This is a genomic window from Pseudomonas sp. DC1.2 (assembly GCF_034351645.1).
Lineage (GTDB): Bacteria > Pseudomonadota > Gammaproteobacteria > Pseudomonadales > Pseudomonadaceae > Aquipseudomonas.
Genome location: NZ_CP133782.1, coordinates 2,436,949 through 2,450,465, shown reverse-complemented (window position 1 = coordinate 2,450,465; position 13,517 = coordinate 2,436,949). Strand labels below are relative to the sequence as shown.

The 13,517-nt window shown below is 58.7% G+C and carries 13 protein-coding genes; 6 read left to right on the top strand and 7 right to left on the bottom strand.

The window, feature by feature from the left end:
• Window positions 1-41: 41 nt before the first annotated feature.
• Window positions 42-569, bottom strand: a complete 528-nt coding sequence (locus RHM68_RS11195; RefSeq protein ID WP_322222915.1) for a DUF3087 domain-containing protein — start codon at window positions 567-569, stop codon at window positions 42-44.
• Between the two features lie 231 nt (window positions 570-800).
• On the opposite strand from RHM68_RS11195, the gene ppnN reads away from it, so the two are divergent.
• Window positions 801-2,174, top strand: a complete 1,374-nt coding sequence (gene ppnN, locus RHM68_RS11190; protein ID WP_322222913.1) for a nucleotide 5'-monophosphate nucleosidase PpnN — start codon at window positions 801-803, stop codon at window positions 2,172-2,174.
• An 82-nt stretch (window positions 2,175-2,256) separates the two neighbouring features.
• Here the strand turns inward: ppnN and RHM68_RS11185 are convergent, their stop codons facing one another.
• Both RHM68_RS11185 and RHM68_RS11180 read right to left on the bottom strand, forming a co-directional pair.
• On the bottom strand, window positions 2,257-3,417 hold the full coding sequence (locus RHM68_RS11185; protein WP_322222911.1) for an HlyD family secretion protein: 1,161 nt from the start codon (window positions 3,415-3,417) through the stop codon (window positions 2,257-2,259).
• Complete coding sequence (locus RHM68_RS11180) at window positions 3,414-5,078, bottom strand: MFS transporter (protein WP_322222908.1); 1,665 nt, start codon at window positions 5,076-5,078, stop codon at window positions 3,414-3,416. The genes RHM68_RS11185 and RHM68_RS11180 overlap by 4 nt, the downstream gene beginning before the upstream one ends.
• Before the next feature lie 278 nt (window positions 5,079-5,356).
• On the opposite strand from RHM68_RS11180, the gene RHM68_RS11175 reads away from it, so the two are divergent.
• From RHM68_RS11175 to RHM68_RS11160, 4 genes are all read left to right on the top strand, one after another.
• Window positions 5,357-6,655 carry an OprD family porin gene (locus RHM68_RS11175; RefSeq protein WP_322222906.1) on the top strand — a complete coding sequence of 433 codons (1,299 nt, stop codon included), beginning with the start codon at window positions 5,357-5,359 and terminating at the stop codon, window positions 6,653-6,655.
• 197 nt (window positions 6,656-6,852) lie between these two features.
• On the top strand, window positions 6,853-7,677 hold the full coding sequence (locus RHM68_RS11170; protein WP_322222904.1) for an NAD(P)-dependent oxidoreductase: 825 nt from the start codon (window positions 6,853-6,855) through the stop codon (window positions 7,675-7,677).
• A 45-nt stretch (window positions 7,678-7,722) separates the two neighbouring features.
• Entirely contained in the window at window positions 7,723-8,616 is an 894-nt protein-coding gene (locus tag RHM68_RS11165) for an SMP-30/gluconolactonase/LRE family protein (protein ID WP_322222902.1), read from the top strand.
• Window positions 8,617-8,679: 63 nt separating this feature from the next.
• Window positions 8,680-9,549, top strand: a complete 870-nt coding sequence (locus RHM68_RS11160; protein ID WP_322223763.1) for an aldose 1-epimerase — start codon at window positions 8,680-8,682, stop codon at window positions 9,547-9,549.
• A gap of 3 nt (window positions 9,550-9,552) precedes the next feature.
• On the opposite strand, the gene RHM68_RS11155 is transcribed toward RHM68_RS11160, so the two are convergent.
• From RHM68_RS11155 to RHM68_RS11145, 3 genes are read right to left on the bottom strand one after another with little or no spacing between them, the layout of a single operon-like run.
• Window positions 9,553-10,353 (bottom strand): sulfite exporter TauE/SafE family protein, encoded by an 801-nt coding sequence (locus tag RHM68_RS11155; protein WP_322222900.1) that lies wholly within the window; start codon window positions 10,351-10,353, stop codon window positions 9,553-9,555.
• Between the two features lie 9 nt (window positions 10,354-10,362).
• Window positions 10,363-11,607: an FAD/NAD(P)-binding oxidoreductase gene (locus RHM68_RS11150; protein ID WP_322222898.1), complete on the bottom strand. Its 1,245-nt coding sequence runs from the start codon at window positions 11,605-11,607 to the stop codon at window positions 10,363-10,365.
• Between the two features lie 41 nt (window positions 11,608-11,648).
• Window positions 11,649-11,984 (bottom strand): ArsR/SmtB family transcription factor, encoded by a 336-nt coding sequence (locus tag RHM68_RS11145; protein ID WP_026331709.1) that lies wholly within the window; start codon window positions 11,982-11,984, stop codon window positions 11,649-11,651.
• Between the two features lie 103 nt (window positions 11,985-12,087).
• Between RHM68_RS11145 and RHM68_RS11140 the strand changes: the two genes are divergently transcribed.
• Window positions 12,088-12,951, top strand: coding sequence for an MBL fold metallo-hydrolase (locus tag RHM68_RS11140; protein WP_322222896.1), 864 nt, complete (start codon window positions 12,088-12,090; stop codon window positions 12,949-12,951).
• A 28-nt stretch (window positions 12,952-12,979) separates the two neighbouring features.
• Here the strand turns inward: RHM68_RS11140 and bkdR are convergent, their stop codons facing one another.
• Window positions 12,980-13,465 (bottom strand): Bkd operon transcriptional regulator BkdR, encoded by a 486-nt coding sequence (gene bkdR / locus RHM68_RS11135; protein WP_123408806.1) that lies wholly within the window; start codon window positions 13,463-13,465, stop codon window positions 12,980-12,982.
• Window positions 13,466-13,517: the final 52 nt, after the last annotated feature.

The window sequence follows — 13,517 nt, the reverse complement described above, 5'->3', positions numbered from 1 at the left end:
TCTGATCAACGTCCGGAGCGTTTTTCACACCCCAAGGTTGATTAGCGCGACGCCTGCTTTACCGCTTCGAGCCAAGCCGGGTTCAAGTGCGTTTGCTCGGTTTCGATGCCGAGCGTTTGCATCCGTGCCTGATGCTGCTCTATCTCACGGTTGAGCTGGCCGTGGTCGCTGGAATTGCCATCAAGTTGATGCATCTGGGTCAACCCAAGGTGATAGAAGCGCAGCACCTTCATCGCCGCCGGATCGCCCGCCTCAACTGCCGCCGTCACTTGGTGCATGACATTGGTGATGCTCATCAGGCTGCGTTTGAGCTGCCATCCGTAGACCGCTGGCGCCATCCATGCCTGGTTCCAGAACGTGCCACGCATCAATGCGACCATCAGCAACACCGCCACAAACACCCCACCGACGTTGTACCGCAAATTGTCGCCACCGGGCTCACCGAACAACGCCACTGCGGCGGTGGACAAGACCATCGCCAAGGCCAGGAAAGTCAGGGCAATGATCACCGTGCTGCGCCGGGTCTGGCGTCGATAGGTTTCGGCATTCATCGGCTGGATTTCGAACATCGTGGCGGGCGTCCTTATTTCAATGGGAAAAGGCTCAGTGGCAAAAAGACTGCGGGGCATTATCGCCTCTGCGCAGGATTTAGCTATGCTGAGGCTCCTTTTCATCTTTTCATCGTCAAACGGGGATCATGGCGATACACCGCAGATCGTGCCATCTTCTTTCATGGATACACACTATTCGGATGCCATTCTCCCATCCTGCGGGAATGACATCGTTTTAAGGATCACTGAATGACCCAACGACAAGTAATCAACGCCTCTGTCAGCCCTAAAGGTAGCCTGGAGACCCTCTCTCAACGTGAAGTTCAACAACTGAGCGAAGCCGGTTCCGGCAGCACCTACACTCTTTTCCGCCAGTGCGCCCTGGCCATTCTCAACACTGGCGCCCATGTCGATAACGCCAAAACCATCCTTGAAGCCTATAAAGACTTCGAAATACGCATTCACCAGCAAGACCGTGGTGTGCGCCTCGAACTGCTGAACGCCCCGGCCGACGCTTTCGTCGACGGCGAGATGATTGCCAGCACCCGCGAGATGCTCTTCAGCGCCCTGCGCGACATCGTCTACACGGAAAACGAACTCGACAGCCAGCGCATCGATCTCAGCACGTCCCAAGGCATCAGCGACTACGTCTTTCACCTGCTGCGCAATGCCCGGACCCTGCGTCCCGGCGTTGAGCCGAAGATCGTAGTGTGCTGGGGCGGCCATTCGATCAACACCGAAGAATACAAATACACCAAGAAAGTCGGCCACGAACTGGGCCTGCGCAGCCTGGACATCTGCACCGGCTGCGGTCCCGGCGTGATGAAAGGCCCGATGAAGGGCGCGACCATCGCCCACGCCAAACAGCGTATCGATGGCGGTCGTTATCTCGGCCTGACCGAGCCGGGCATCATTGCCGCAGAGGCACCGAATCCGATCGTCAACGAACTGGTGATCCTGCCGGACATTGAGAAACGTCTCGAAGCGTTTGTCCGCGTCGGCCACGGCATCATCATCTTTCCAGGCGGAGCCGGCACAGCCGAAGAGTTTCTGTACCTGCTTGGCATCCTGATGCACCCGGATAACCAAGGCCTACCCTTCCCGGTCATCCTTACCGGGCCAAAGCACGCGGCACCGTATCTTGAGCAGTTGGACGCCTTTGTCGGCGCGACCCTCGGTGACGCCGCCAAGCAGCATTACGAAATCATCATCGACGACCCGGCAGAAGTGGCGCGGCAGATGACCCAAGGTCTAAAGGCGGTCAAACAGTTCCGTCGTGAGCGCAACGACGCGTTCCATTTCAACTGGTTGCTCAAGATCGACGAGGGCTTCCAGCGCCCGTTCGACCCGACTCACGAAAACATGTCCAACCTGAAACTGAGTCGCGAGCTGCCGCCCCATGAGCTGGCCGCGAACCTGCGCCGAGCGTTCTCCGGCATTGTTGCGGGCAACGTCAAAGACAAAGGCATTCGCTTGATTGAAGAACACGGGCCCTACCAGATTCGTGGTGATGCGGCGGTGATGCAGCCCTTGGACCAACTGCTCAAAGCGTTCGTCGCTCAGCATCGGATGAAACTGCCGGGCGGCGCCGCCTATGTACCGTGTTATCAAGTAGTTGGCTAACAAACTTAATGTAAGCTCTACGGCGAAGATGGCGTAGAGCTTGTTTAATTCGGACTCAACATCAGGGCTGCGAGCGACTCTGTCAGTGGCGGGCCGACTCGGCTCTGTCGCTATCGCCCTCTGCCGCCGTATCGATACTTACCACCACTGACATCCCTGGGCGCAACCGATCGGTCTGCTCCTGATCCTCATCCACCGTGATCCGCACCGGCACTCGCTGAGCGATCTTGACGAAGTTGCCAGTCGCGTTGTCGGCCTGCAATAGGCTGAACTCAGAGCCGGTTGCCGGGGAGATCCGCTGCACCCGTCCCTTGAATTGGCGATGGTTAAGGGCATCGACGGTGAAGTTCGCCGGCTGTCCGACTTTCACGTCGTCCATCTGGGTTTCCTTCATGTTCGCAATCACCCACAGCTGTTGCGGCACCAACGCCATCAGCTGCGCGCCAGAGTTCACGAAGGCGCCAAGGCGCACACCGATCTGCCCGAGCTGACCGTCACGCGGGGCCAGAACTCGAGTGTTGGACAAGTCGATCTGCGCCAATTGCACCGCCGCTTCGGCACTGGCCACTGCGGCCTCTAAAGAGCCGCGATTGACGATCACTGTTTGTAAATCCTGCCGAGATATTTCCAGGCTAGCCTGGGCTTGCGCCACGGCAGCGAGGGTCTGTGCGTCGGCCGCCAAGGCCACGTCCAGTTCACGCTTGGACACCGAGCCGTCATTGATCAACGCTTTGTTGCGCCGCAGGTCAGCCTCGCTTTTGCGCGCCTGAGCCTGGCTGTCAGCAACGGCCGCCTGACGCAACTTGATAGTCGCTTCGGCACTCTTGCGTTGCTGCACCACGTTCGCCAGCGCGGCTTTCTGCACCGCCAGTTGCGCCAAGGCTTGATCGAGGTGCTGCTTATAAATCCGGTCATCGAGGCGGACCAGCAAATCACCCGCTTTCACAAACTGAAAATCCTGCACTGGCACTTCGTACACGTAACCACTGAGCTGCGGTCCGATGATGGTCACCTGGCCGCGCACCAAAGCGTTTTCAGTGGTCTCGACCGCACTGCTGAACGGTGGCAATTGCCAGGCGTACAACACGATCAACACACCTACAATCGCAATCGATGCGAAACCCAGGGACGAAATGACGCGCACCCGCAGCGAGCGTGGTTCGGTGGACGGTGAAGACGGTGGCGCCACCCCTTCAGGGGTCGCAGCGATGGCGTTGGTGGTCGTCGTAGTTGGCTCAGTCATGAAGAAGTGGCACCGCTTTGTTGTACGGAAAGAGTGGCAGGCGCGGGGCTGACGGCTTTGGTGGTGCTCATCAGCCACAGGGCACGAATAGAAATCCAGATCATGGTCAGTACGGCGATCACCGCAATCAGCATGAACACGTCGTTGTAAGCGAGCACATTGGCCTCGCGCGTGGCGGCAGCGGCCAAAGTGCGAATCCCTTGAATATTACGCAGGCTCGGGTCGGCGATCATTGAGCTCACCGCGTTGCCACCGCTCTGCACACGCGCGGCCACCCGTGGATCGAGCAAGGTCAGGTGTTCGACGATGTTATTTGAATGGAATTTTTCGCGAACGATCTGGAACGTGCCCAAGAGTGCCGCGCCAATCAAACCGCCGAGGTTCTGACAGATGCCGAATAGCACCGAAAAGCTCACCAGATTGCGCGGATTGGTCAATACGTTACGCGTCCCCAGCACCATGGTCGGGCCAAGGAAAAACGTACCGCCGAAAGCCAACAGGAACTGGCTGAAATACATGTTTTGCGGGCGGGTCAGATTGTTTGAATAACTGTCCATCACCGAACCGACCGCCATCAGCGCCAGGGACACAATCAGCGGCATGAACAGGTGCTTGGGGTTAATGGTCAGAGCACTGGTGGCCAGGCCCGCGATGCTGCCGAGCAACATCACCACGTAGAGACTGTGCAATTGCTGGCTGCTCATGTTCAGCGCCTGCATGAACCCTACTGCTCCGGTGGATTGCTCCGACAGCACCATGCGAATCAGGATCACCGCCAATCCCAGGCGAATCATCACACCGCTGCCGAGCCAGCGGGTCATCAGCATCGGGTTGCTGCGGTTATGTTCGATCGCAAGGCCGGCAAGAATCAGCACGATGGATGCCGCTGACGCCACACCAATCCAGGGTGCCTCCAGCCACCAGTCGATCCGGCCCAGCGACAGCACCGCGCAGAGCAACGCAACGCCACTGGCGAGAATGGCAAAAGTCAGGAAATCGAGTTTTTCGAAGGTTTTGAAACGATCGCCCGGTGGCAGTTTGAGTAAAAAAACACAGCCCAGTGTCAACAGCGCCATGCCCAACTCAAACAGATAAAGCCCACGCCATTCGGCGATCTGCATCAGGTCCTCGGAAAACAAACGCGCCAAAGGCAAGGCCAACTGCGAGGTGCCGAGCCCTAGCACCAGCGCCTTCATCCGCCACTTCGCCGCAAAGGCCTGGACCATGTAATACAGACCGAGCGAGCTGAGCGCCGCGCCGACCATGCCGTGGGCCGCCCGCACTGCAATGGCCGAGCTCAGGTCGTTAACGAACAAGTGGCCAAAGGTCACCAAGGCGTAGAGCACCAGGAACACTTCGGTAAATGCCCGTAAACCGAATTGCTGACGAAACTTCACCAGCAGCAGGTTCATCGACACGTTGGTCATAACGTAAGCCGCTGGCAGCCACGCCATCTCGGCAGTCGTGGCCCCCAAAGCCCCCTGCAAGTAAGGCAGGTTGGCGATCACCAATGCATTGCCGAGGCCACCGGTCAACGCCACCAGCAAACCTACCAGCGCGTAAGCCAGCCGCTTCGGGGTGGTGTGCAATGGCGTCGAGGGGGAGCCGGGCAAACTGGGCTTTTCGTGAGGCTGCCAAGTGCGCGGCGCGTAGTGATCCATTCAAGAACCTCGTGCTAAAGAGGTCGCCATCTTGCCGCAAACCATCCACGAAACACCAATTGCCGTGGCATTGGCGATGTCTCTGGCTGCGACTGCAGGGCTAACCGAGGTTTGGCGATAACGATCGAGCCTGCTCGCGCCTACCCCGCTCGCTCAGACCGGCCAATGTCATCGTACAACTTATGATTGACAACCCCGCAGAGTCTCGCAAATAATCGCCGCAATGTTGTACGACGACGTATGACAATAATAAAAACAAGAATCAAGGGAGCGTCACTGTGAGCACACTCGTCCGCCATTCCTCCGCCAGCAACCCACGTCCGACTTTTGCACGCCACCGACACACCTTGAGCCTTATTGGTTGCGGCAGCCTGGCCCTCGCCTTGCCCATGACCACTCACGCCGCAGGCTTCGTCGATGACGCCACCGCCACGCTCAACCTGCGCAACGCCTACTTCGATCGTAGCTTCACCAACTCCGCCTATCCTCAGAGCAGGGCTGAAGAGTGGACGCAAAGCTTCATCCTCGACGCCAAGTCCGGGTTCACCCAAGGCACCGTCGGTTTCGGCATCGATGTGCTGGGTTTGTACTCGCAAAAACTCGATGGCGGTAAAGGCACCGGTGGTACTCAATTGCTCCCGCTGGACCACGACGGCCGTCCTGCGGACAATTTCGGGCGCTTGGGTGTGGCGCTGAAAACCAAGGTCTCGAAAACCGAATTGAAAGTGGGCGAATGGATGCCGGTGTTGCCGATTCTACGCTCCGATGACGGCCGCTCGCTGCCACAAACCTTCCGCGGCGGCCAGCTCACCTCGAAAGAACTCGACGGCCTGACCGTCTACGGCGGCCAGTTCCAGGCCAACAGCCCGCGCAACGACTCAAGCATGGGCGACATGTCCCTGAACGGCAAAGCTGCGTTCACCTCAGACCGCTTCAACTTCGGCGGCGGTGAATACACCTTCAACGAAAAACGCACACTGGTCGGCGTCTGGTATTCGCAACTCAGCGACATTTATCAGCAAGAGTTTTTCAACCTGAGCCATAGCCAGCCGCTCGGCGACTGGACGCTGGGCGCGAACCTCGGCTTCTTTAAAGGCAAGGAAGACGGCAGTGCGTTGGCCGGCCAACTGGATAACAAAACCACCTTCGCCCTGCTGTCCGCAAAGTACGGCGGCAGTACCGTCTATGTCGGCCTGCAAAAACTCACCGGCGACAGCGTCTGGATGCGCGTCAACGGCACCAGCGGTGGCACGCTGGCCAACGACAGCTACAACTCCAGCTACGACAACGCCCAGGAACGTTCCTGGCAGTTGCGCCACGACTACAATTTCGCAGCCCTTGGCGTTCCCGGCCTGACCATGATGAACCGCTACATCAGCGGCGATAACGTACACACCGGCGCGATCACCGACGGCAAGGAATGGGGCCGCGAATCGGAGCTGGCCTACACCGTGCAGAGCGGTGCGCTAAAAAATCTCAACGTCAAATGGCGCAACGCGAGCATCCGCAAGGATTTCAGCACCAACGAATTTGATGAAAACCGCATCTTCGTCAGCTACCCGCTGTCGCTGCTGTAAGGTTTTTCAGGCCTGAGTCAACCTGTGGCGGGCTCGTAAACGTCCTCGCCACAGGGTTTGCACGCGAATATTGCGCCTCCTTTAATTGCAACGGATGACGCGTTGACAAGGGCCGGAAAGCCTAACGATACTTTGATCAAGTCATACGACAACCTATAACGAATTCAACAACAATAACTGCGTGTCCAGGGACTTCCATGACCACCACTCCTACCGCCCGTGCCCCGTTCAATCGACTGCTCCTGACCGGTGCCGCCGGTGGCCTTGGCAACGTCCTGCGCGAACGCTTGCGCCCCTACGCCAACGTAATTCGCTTGTCGGACATCGCCGAGATTGCACCGGCTCTCGATGATCGTGAAGAAGTCGTCAAGTGTGATCTGGCCGACAAGCACGCCGTGCATCAACTCGTCGAAGGTGTGGACGCGATCCTGCACTTCGGCGGAGTCTCGGTAGAGCGCTCGTTTGAAGAAATACTCGGCGCCAACATCTGTGGCGTATTCCATATTTACGAAGCGGCTCGCCGGCATGGCGTGAAACGGGTGATTTTCGCCAGTTCCAACCATGTCATCGGTTTCTACAAGCAGGGCGAAGTGATCGACGCGCACTCCCCTCGCCGCCCGGACAGCTACTACGGCTTGTCCAAGTCATACGGCGAAGACATGGCGACGTTTTACTTTGACCGCTACGGCATCGAGACCGTCAGCGTGCGCATCGGCTCATCGTTCGCACAGCCGCAAAACCGCCGCATGATGAGCACCTGGCTGAGCTTTGGCGACCTGACTCACTTGCTCGAATGCGCGTTGTACACGCCGAACGTCGGCCACACCGTGGTCTACGGCATGTCCGATAACAACAACGTCTGGTGGGATAACCGTCTCGCAACCGTCCTGGGTTATGCACCACAGGACAACTCAGAGGTATTCCGCAAAAACATCGACGCACTGCCTCTGCCAGCAGCCGATGATCCGACACGGGTCTACCAGGGTGGGGCGTTTTGTGAGGCGGGTCCGTTCGGCGACTGAATCAACGCCAACCTCCACCGCAAAAATCCAACGGAATAAGTGGTCATGCACGCCGAACTGATAGTCGATGCCCGCAATGCGGTCGGTGAAAGCCCGGTCTGGGTCAGCGAGGAGCGCGCCCTGTACTGGGTCGATATTCCTGCCGGAGGGCTGCAACGCTGGAGTGCCGACAGCGGTCATGTTCAGGCGTGGAAAGCCCCGCAAATGCTCGCCTGCATTACCCGTCGCAGCGGCGGTGGCTGGGTCGCCGGGATGGAAAGCGGGTTCTTTGCTCTGCATCCCCACAACGACGGCAGCCTTGACTGCGAACCGCTGGCCCACATCGCTCACGCACGTCCCGACATGCGTTTGAATGATGGTCGTTGCGACCGTCAAGGGCGCTTCTGGGCCGGCAGCATGGTGCTAGACATGGGCGCCAATGCCGCCAAGGGCGCACTTTACCGCTACAGCGCAGGGCAAAGCGGCCCCCTCGACGCCATGCTCAGTGGGCTGATAACGCCTAACGGCCTGGCCTTCAGCCCGGACGGAAGGACGATGTACCTGTCGGATTCGCATCCGTTAGTCCAGCGCATCTGGGCCTTCGATTACGACATCGACAGCGGTACGCCGTCCAACCGCCGGCTGTTCGTTGACATGAATCACGTGCTCGGCCGCCCGGACGGCGCCGCCGTCGATGCCGACGGCTGTTACTGGATCTGCGCCAATGACGCCGGGCTCATTCACCGCTTCACCCCGGACGGTCGGCTGGACCGCTCGGTCGCGGTCCCGGTAAAAAAACCGAGCATGTGCGCCTTCGGTGGCAGTCGATTGGACACCCTGTTCGTGACCTCAATTCGCCCCGGCGACGACGATGACGAACAGTCCCTGGCCGGAGGGGTGTTCGCCCTCAATCCCGGGGTGAAAGGCTTGCCGGAGCCGCTGTTCAAGGACTTGCTTTAAGAGCAGCACGGGCAGGTCTGTCTCACCCACCCACAACGTCCATCATTGAGCCAAATATTGATCATGCCCCTGACACTGCTGGAACTCGAAGACGAACTGACCCACCTGACGCTCGCCCCTGAACTCGGCGCGAGCATCGTCAACTGGACGTTGCGCAGCACGGGCCAGCCGCTGCTGCGCCATAGCGATAGCCCTGCGCTGAACACCGGCCTGCCGGGAAAACTTGCCTGCTACCCCTTGGTGCCGTGGTCCAACCGAATCGCCGACGGTGGCTTCGACTGTCCCGACGGCTGGCTGCCCCTGATGCCCAACAGCCTCACGGATCCGTTGCCCATTCACGGCAGTGCCTGGCAGCAACCTTGGCAGGTGATCGTCCAGACGCGCGATGAAATCGTCCTGCAACTCGACAGCACGACTCCCTTCGCCTATCGCGCCCGACAACGTTTTCACTTGAGTGAAGGCAAGCTGAGTATCGAGTTAGAGAACACCCACTTGGCTGAAAGCGCCGCGTGGCATGGTCTCGGTTTGCACCCTTACTTTCCCAGAACCGCCGGCACTCAACTACAGGCACAGGCCAGGCAGGTCTGGCTCTGCAACGCGTCAAAACTGCCGACCGCGCTCAGCGAGTTGCCCGCCGACTGGAATTTTCGGCAATCCAAAGGCTTGCCCAAGGCACTGGTCGATAACGGTTTTAGCGAATGGAGCGGCCACTGCCTCATCCAGCAGCCCGACCTCGGTTATGAGCTGGAATGCCAGGCCAGCGGCAGCGACTACTACCTGCTGTACTGCCCCGTCGGCCTGGATTTTTTCTGCATCGAACCGGTCAGCCACCCGGTCAATGCCCATCACTTGCCGGGGCGGCCAGGGTTGCGCCTGTTGGAGAAAGGCCAATCCACCCAATTGAGTTTCAGCCTGCAATGCCGCCCGCTGTAGCCGTCAGGCCCGAACCAGCATGTACACCGCGACAATCAGGCAAACACTGGCGAAGCCTATTTGCAGTACACGGGCCGGAACCCGCACGCAGAGCCTGCGTCCCATGACCATGCCAACGATGCTCGCGACGATAAACGCGATACCTGAACTGTCGACCCTGACGCCCGCGTGAAACGCTCCCACCACTCCGATGGCAGAGATCAAACTGATCACCATCAATGACGTGGCTACAATCCCACGCATCTGCACATCGGTCAGTTGCTTGAACGCTGGCACAATCAAAAAACCACCGCCCACGCCCAACAAACCCGAGACAACACCGGTCACAGCACCCAGTGCAGCCAAGGTCGCGGTGCATTTGGCGGTCCAGGAAAAGCGCCCGGTCTGTTGGTCGAGCATGCAGTTCTTCTGACCCCAGTTGGCATGCCCATGATCACTCGGTCCAGACTCAGGCCGCTCACTGCGCACCATGCGCCAGGCCACCATGACCATCAGCAGGCTGAACAGAATCATCAAGAATTTTTCTGGCAACTGATGGGCGATATAAATGCCCAGCGGTGAAAAAACCGCTCCCAGCAATGCAATCAGCAACGCAGCCCGATAGCGCACCAGGCCATGGCGCAAACCGTCGATGGCACCAACCGCTGCCGCACTGCCCACCGCGAACAGCGCGACCGGTGCGGCTTGGGTCATGGACCAACCAAGCCCCAGCACCAAAGCCGGGACCGCCAGAATCCCGCCCCCGGCCCCAGTCAACCCCAGCACCAACCCCATGAGCACGCCAAAAAAACTCGCCAGTAGCATAAGGTTCTCTCAATCGACCTTGGACAGACGGGTCAGCCACTCGCGGCCCTTGAGCATGCCGTTCCAATAGAACCACGGCAGCAACGTCGCTTTGAGCCACCACGCCGTGCGGCGCGGCACAGTCGGGTCGAGGGGAAAGGTCGGCAGCAACTTACCGGCGTACCCAAACTCGGCAAGGATCACTTTGCCCTTCTCCACCGTCAGCGGGCAGGAACCGTAGCCGTCGTACTTCAGTGGCAGCGGCTGTTGCTTGCGCAGGGCGAGCAAATTCTCGGCGACCACCACAATTTGCTTACGCACCGCCGCGGCGGTTTTCGCGTTACTGGTGGAGCAGACATCGCCCAGCCCAAAAACGTCGGGATAACGCACATGTTGCAGGCTGTGCATGTTCACTTCGCACCAACCGGCGGCGTCGGCCAAGGCGCTCTGCTGGATGAAGTCAGGGGAAACCTGAGGCGGCACCACGTGCAGCATATCGAAGGTTTTCTGTTGAACAGTGATCGCTCCGGCGGCGTCTTTCAGCTCAAACCAGGCGGTCTTGGTCGGTCCGTCAACCTTCACCAGATTGGCGTTGAACGCCAGTCGAGCGTTGTATTTCTGGATGTACTTCATCAAGGGTGCAACAAAGGTCGCGACGCCGAACAACGCGGCGCCAGCCAGGTTGAACTCAACATCGATCTTGTTCAGGACACCTTGCCTGAGCCAATGATCGCAGGACAGGTACAGCGCCTTTTGCGGCGCCCCGGCACATTTGATCGGGATCGGCGGCTGCGTGAAGATCGCCTTGCCGGCGCGCAAGCCTTTGACCAGCTCCCAGGTGTAACTGGCGTGCTGGTAGCTGTAATTGGACGTCACACCGTGTTGACCGAGAGCCTCTTGCAGGCCTGCTATTTTCTCCCAGGCCAGACGCAGGCCGGGGCAGACGATGAGGCTCTGATAGCGGACACCGCGACCGTCATCGAGGGTCAACTGCCGTTGATCCGCATCGATTTGACTGACCGCTGCCTGAACCCAGGTTGCCTGGCGCGGCATGACCGACGCCATTGGACGCACGCTGTCTTCGACGGCGTAGGCGCCGCCACCGACCAACGTCCAGGCAGGCTGATAGGCGTGTTGGGTATTGGGTTCGATGACGGTGATGTTCAAGGTCGGATCGCGTTTGAGCAGGCTGGCGACAACACCAATACCTGCTGTCCCACCGCCTATCACCACGATGTCGGCACTGATGGTTGGACCCCAGTGTTGATCGTTCATAGGTTGTTCCCTTTACTGCTGCACGCATTTGACGCCGGGTGTTAGCCCCAGCTCTTGAGCACTGCTCCGCAATACAGGCCGGACAGCGTCTTCATTACCTGAATCACTTCATGGCTGGCCAGGCCGTAGAAAATATATTTGCCTTCACGGCGGGTCGCGACCAGCCCTTCGTCACGCAAAATTCCCAGCTGTTGGGACAAGGTCGGCTGGCGCACGCCCGTCATTTTTTCCAGCTCGCCGACGTTGCGCTCGCCCTGAGTCAACTGGCAGAGAATCAGCAAACGGTCTTCATTGGCCAACGCCTTGAGCAGCGCACAAGCCTTGGAGGCAGAGGCACGCAGTTGGGCGACTTCACATTCGGTCAGACTGGATTGCATTTGCAGGATGCCTTCGACGTCACTTAAGCTGCGAACATTATGTCTAAATGTAAAGTGTTGCAACCGGTTACCGTCTTCTCGCCCATCTTCAAAGGTTCATGCCATGTCCGCGCTGATTGAAGCCTTCCTCGACCCCGCCTCGTCGACCTACAGCTACGTGATTTACGAGCAGGATGGCGGACCCTGCGCGATCGTCGATTCGGTGCTCGACTACGATCCTGCCGCCGGCAGAACGGCTACCGTTCAGGCTGATCGTGTGATCGCTTTCGTGCGTGAACATGCACTGCAAGTGCAGTGGCTGCTGGAAACTCACGCCCACGCTGATCACCTGTCAGCCGCGCCGTATCTGCGTCGGGAGTTGGGCGGCAAGATTGCGATTGGTCAGTCGATCAGCAAGGTCCAGGGCGTGTTCAAGACCCTGTTCAATCTTGAGCCGGAGTTCTGCATCGACGGTTCGCAATTCGACCATCTGTTCGCGCCGAACGAATCGTTCCTCATCGGTAACCTCAAGGCCACCGCACTGCATGTGCCCGGCCACACCCCGGCGGACATGGCATATTTGATCGACGGGAATTTGATTCTGGTGGGCGATACCCTGTTCATGCCGGACGTCGGCACCGCCCGCTGTGATTTTCCGGGCGGTAACGCGAATCAATTGTTTGCTTCGATTCAAAAACTGCTGGCCTTCCCCGCCAGCGTGCGGCTTTACGTTTGCCACGATTACCCGCCTGAAGGTCGCGAGCCACAGTGCCAGAGCACAGTGGGCGAACAGCGCAAAAGTAACATTCACGTGCATGACGGCATCGACGAAGCCGCGTTCGTTGACATGCGCACCCGACGCGATGCCGGGCTGGGCATGCCGACGTTGCTGCTGCCAGCCATACAGGTAAATGTGCGGGCCGGGAATCTGCCGCCAAATGAGGACAACGGTGTGACGTATTTGAAGATTCCGCTCAATCAACTTTGAAGACCAGAATCAAATGCTCTCGCTGTCTTTACGCCAGGGTCAACCCATTGGCGGGCAGCGGCAGCGCGGTTTTATAGCGCACCTGCTTTAACGCAAAGCTGGAACGAATGTTAGCGACGCCTGGCACTTTGGTCAGAAAGTCCATCATGAAGCGCTCCAGCGATTGAATCGTCGGTACCAGAACCCGGATTAGATAATCCGGGTCGCCGGCCATTAAATAGCACTCCATCACCTCGGGGCGATCCGAAATCGCCTCTTCGAAATGCGCCAGCGCCTCCTCCACCTGCTTCTCCAGGCTGACGTGAATGAACACGTTGACGTGCAGCCCCAATAAGTCGGCGTCCAGCAACGTCACCTGTTCACGAATCAGGCCTAACTCTTCCATCGCCTTAACCCGGTTGAAGCACGGCGTGGGCGACAGGTTTACCGAACGCGCGAGGTCGGCGTTGGTAATACGGGCGTTTTCCTGAAGGCTGTTAAGAATGCCAATGTCAGTACGGTCCAGTTTGCGCATGAGACAAAACCACCTGTTATTTTTGTTTAGGCAGAATTTTTATCCTCAAATG

Bases quoted from the DNA above. Each gene is read 5' to 3' on its own strand.
- RHM68_RS11195 (WP_322222915.1), bottom strand. From the start codon at position 569: ATGTTCGAAATCCAGCCGATGAATGCCGAAACCTATCGACGCCAGACC.
- ppnN (WP_322222913.1), top strand. From the start codon at position 801: ATGACCCAACGACAAGTAATCAACGCCTCTGTCAGCCCTAAAGGTAGC.
- RHM68_RS11185 (WP_322222911.1), bottom strand. From the start codon at position 3,417: ATGACTGAGCCAACTACGACGACCACCAACGCCATCGCTGCGACCCCT.
- RHM68_RS11180 (WP_322222908.1), bottom strand. From the start codon at position 5,078: ATGGATCACTACGCGCCGCGCACTTGGCAGCCTCACGAAAAGCCCAGT.
- RHM68_RS11170 (WP_322222904.1), top strand. From the start codon at position 6,853: ATGACCACCACTCCTACCGCCCGTGCCCCGTTCAATCGACTGCTCCTG.
- RHM68_RS11165 (WP_322222902.1), top strand. From the start codon at position 7,723: ATGCACGCCGAACTGATAGTCGATGCCCGCAATGCGGTCGGTGAAAGC.
- RHM68_RS11160 (WP_322223763.1), top strand. From the start codon at position 8,680: ATGCCCCTGACACTGCTGGAACTCGAAGACGAACTGACCCACCTGACG.
- RHM68_RS11155 (WP_322222900.1), bottom strand. From the start codon at position 10,353: ATGCTACTGGCGAGTTTTTTTGGCGTGCTCATGGGGTTGGTGCTGGGG.
- RHM68_RS11150 (WP_322222898.1), bottom strand. From the start codon at position 11,607: ATGAACGATCAACACTGGGGTCCAACCATCAGTGCCGACATCGTGGTG.
- RHM68_RS11145 (WP_026331709.1), bottom strand. From the start codon at position 11,984: ATGCAATCCAGTCTGACCGAATGTGAAGTCGCCCAACTGCGTGCCTCT.
- RHM68_RS11140 (WP_322222896.1), top strand. From the start codon at position 12,088: ATGTCCGCGCTGATTGAAGCCTTCCTCGACCCCGCCTCGTCGACCTAC.
- bkdR (WP_123408806.1), bottom strand. From the start codon at position 13,465: ATGCGCAAACTGGACCGTACTGACATTGGCATTCTTAACAGCCTTCAG.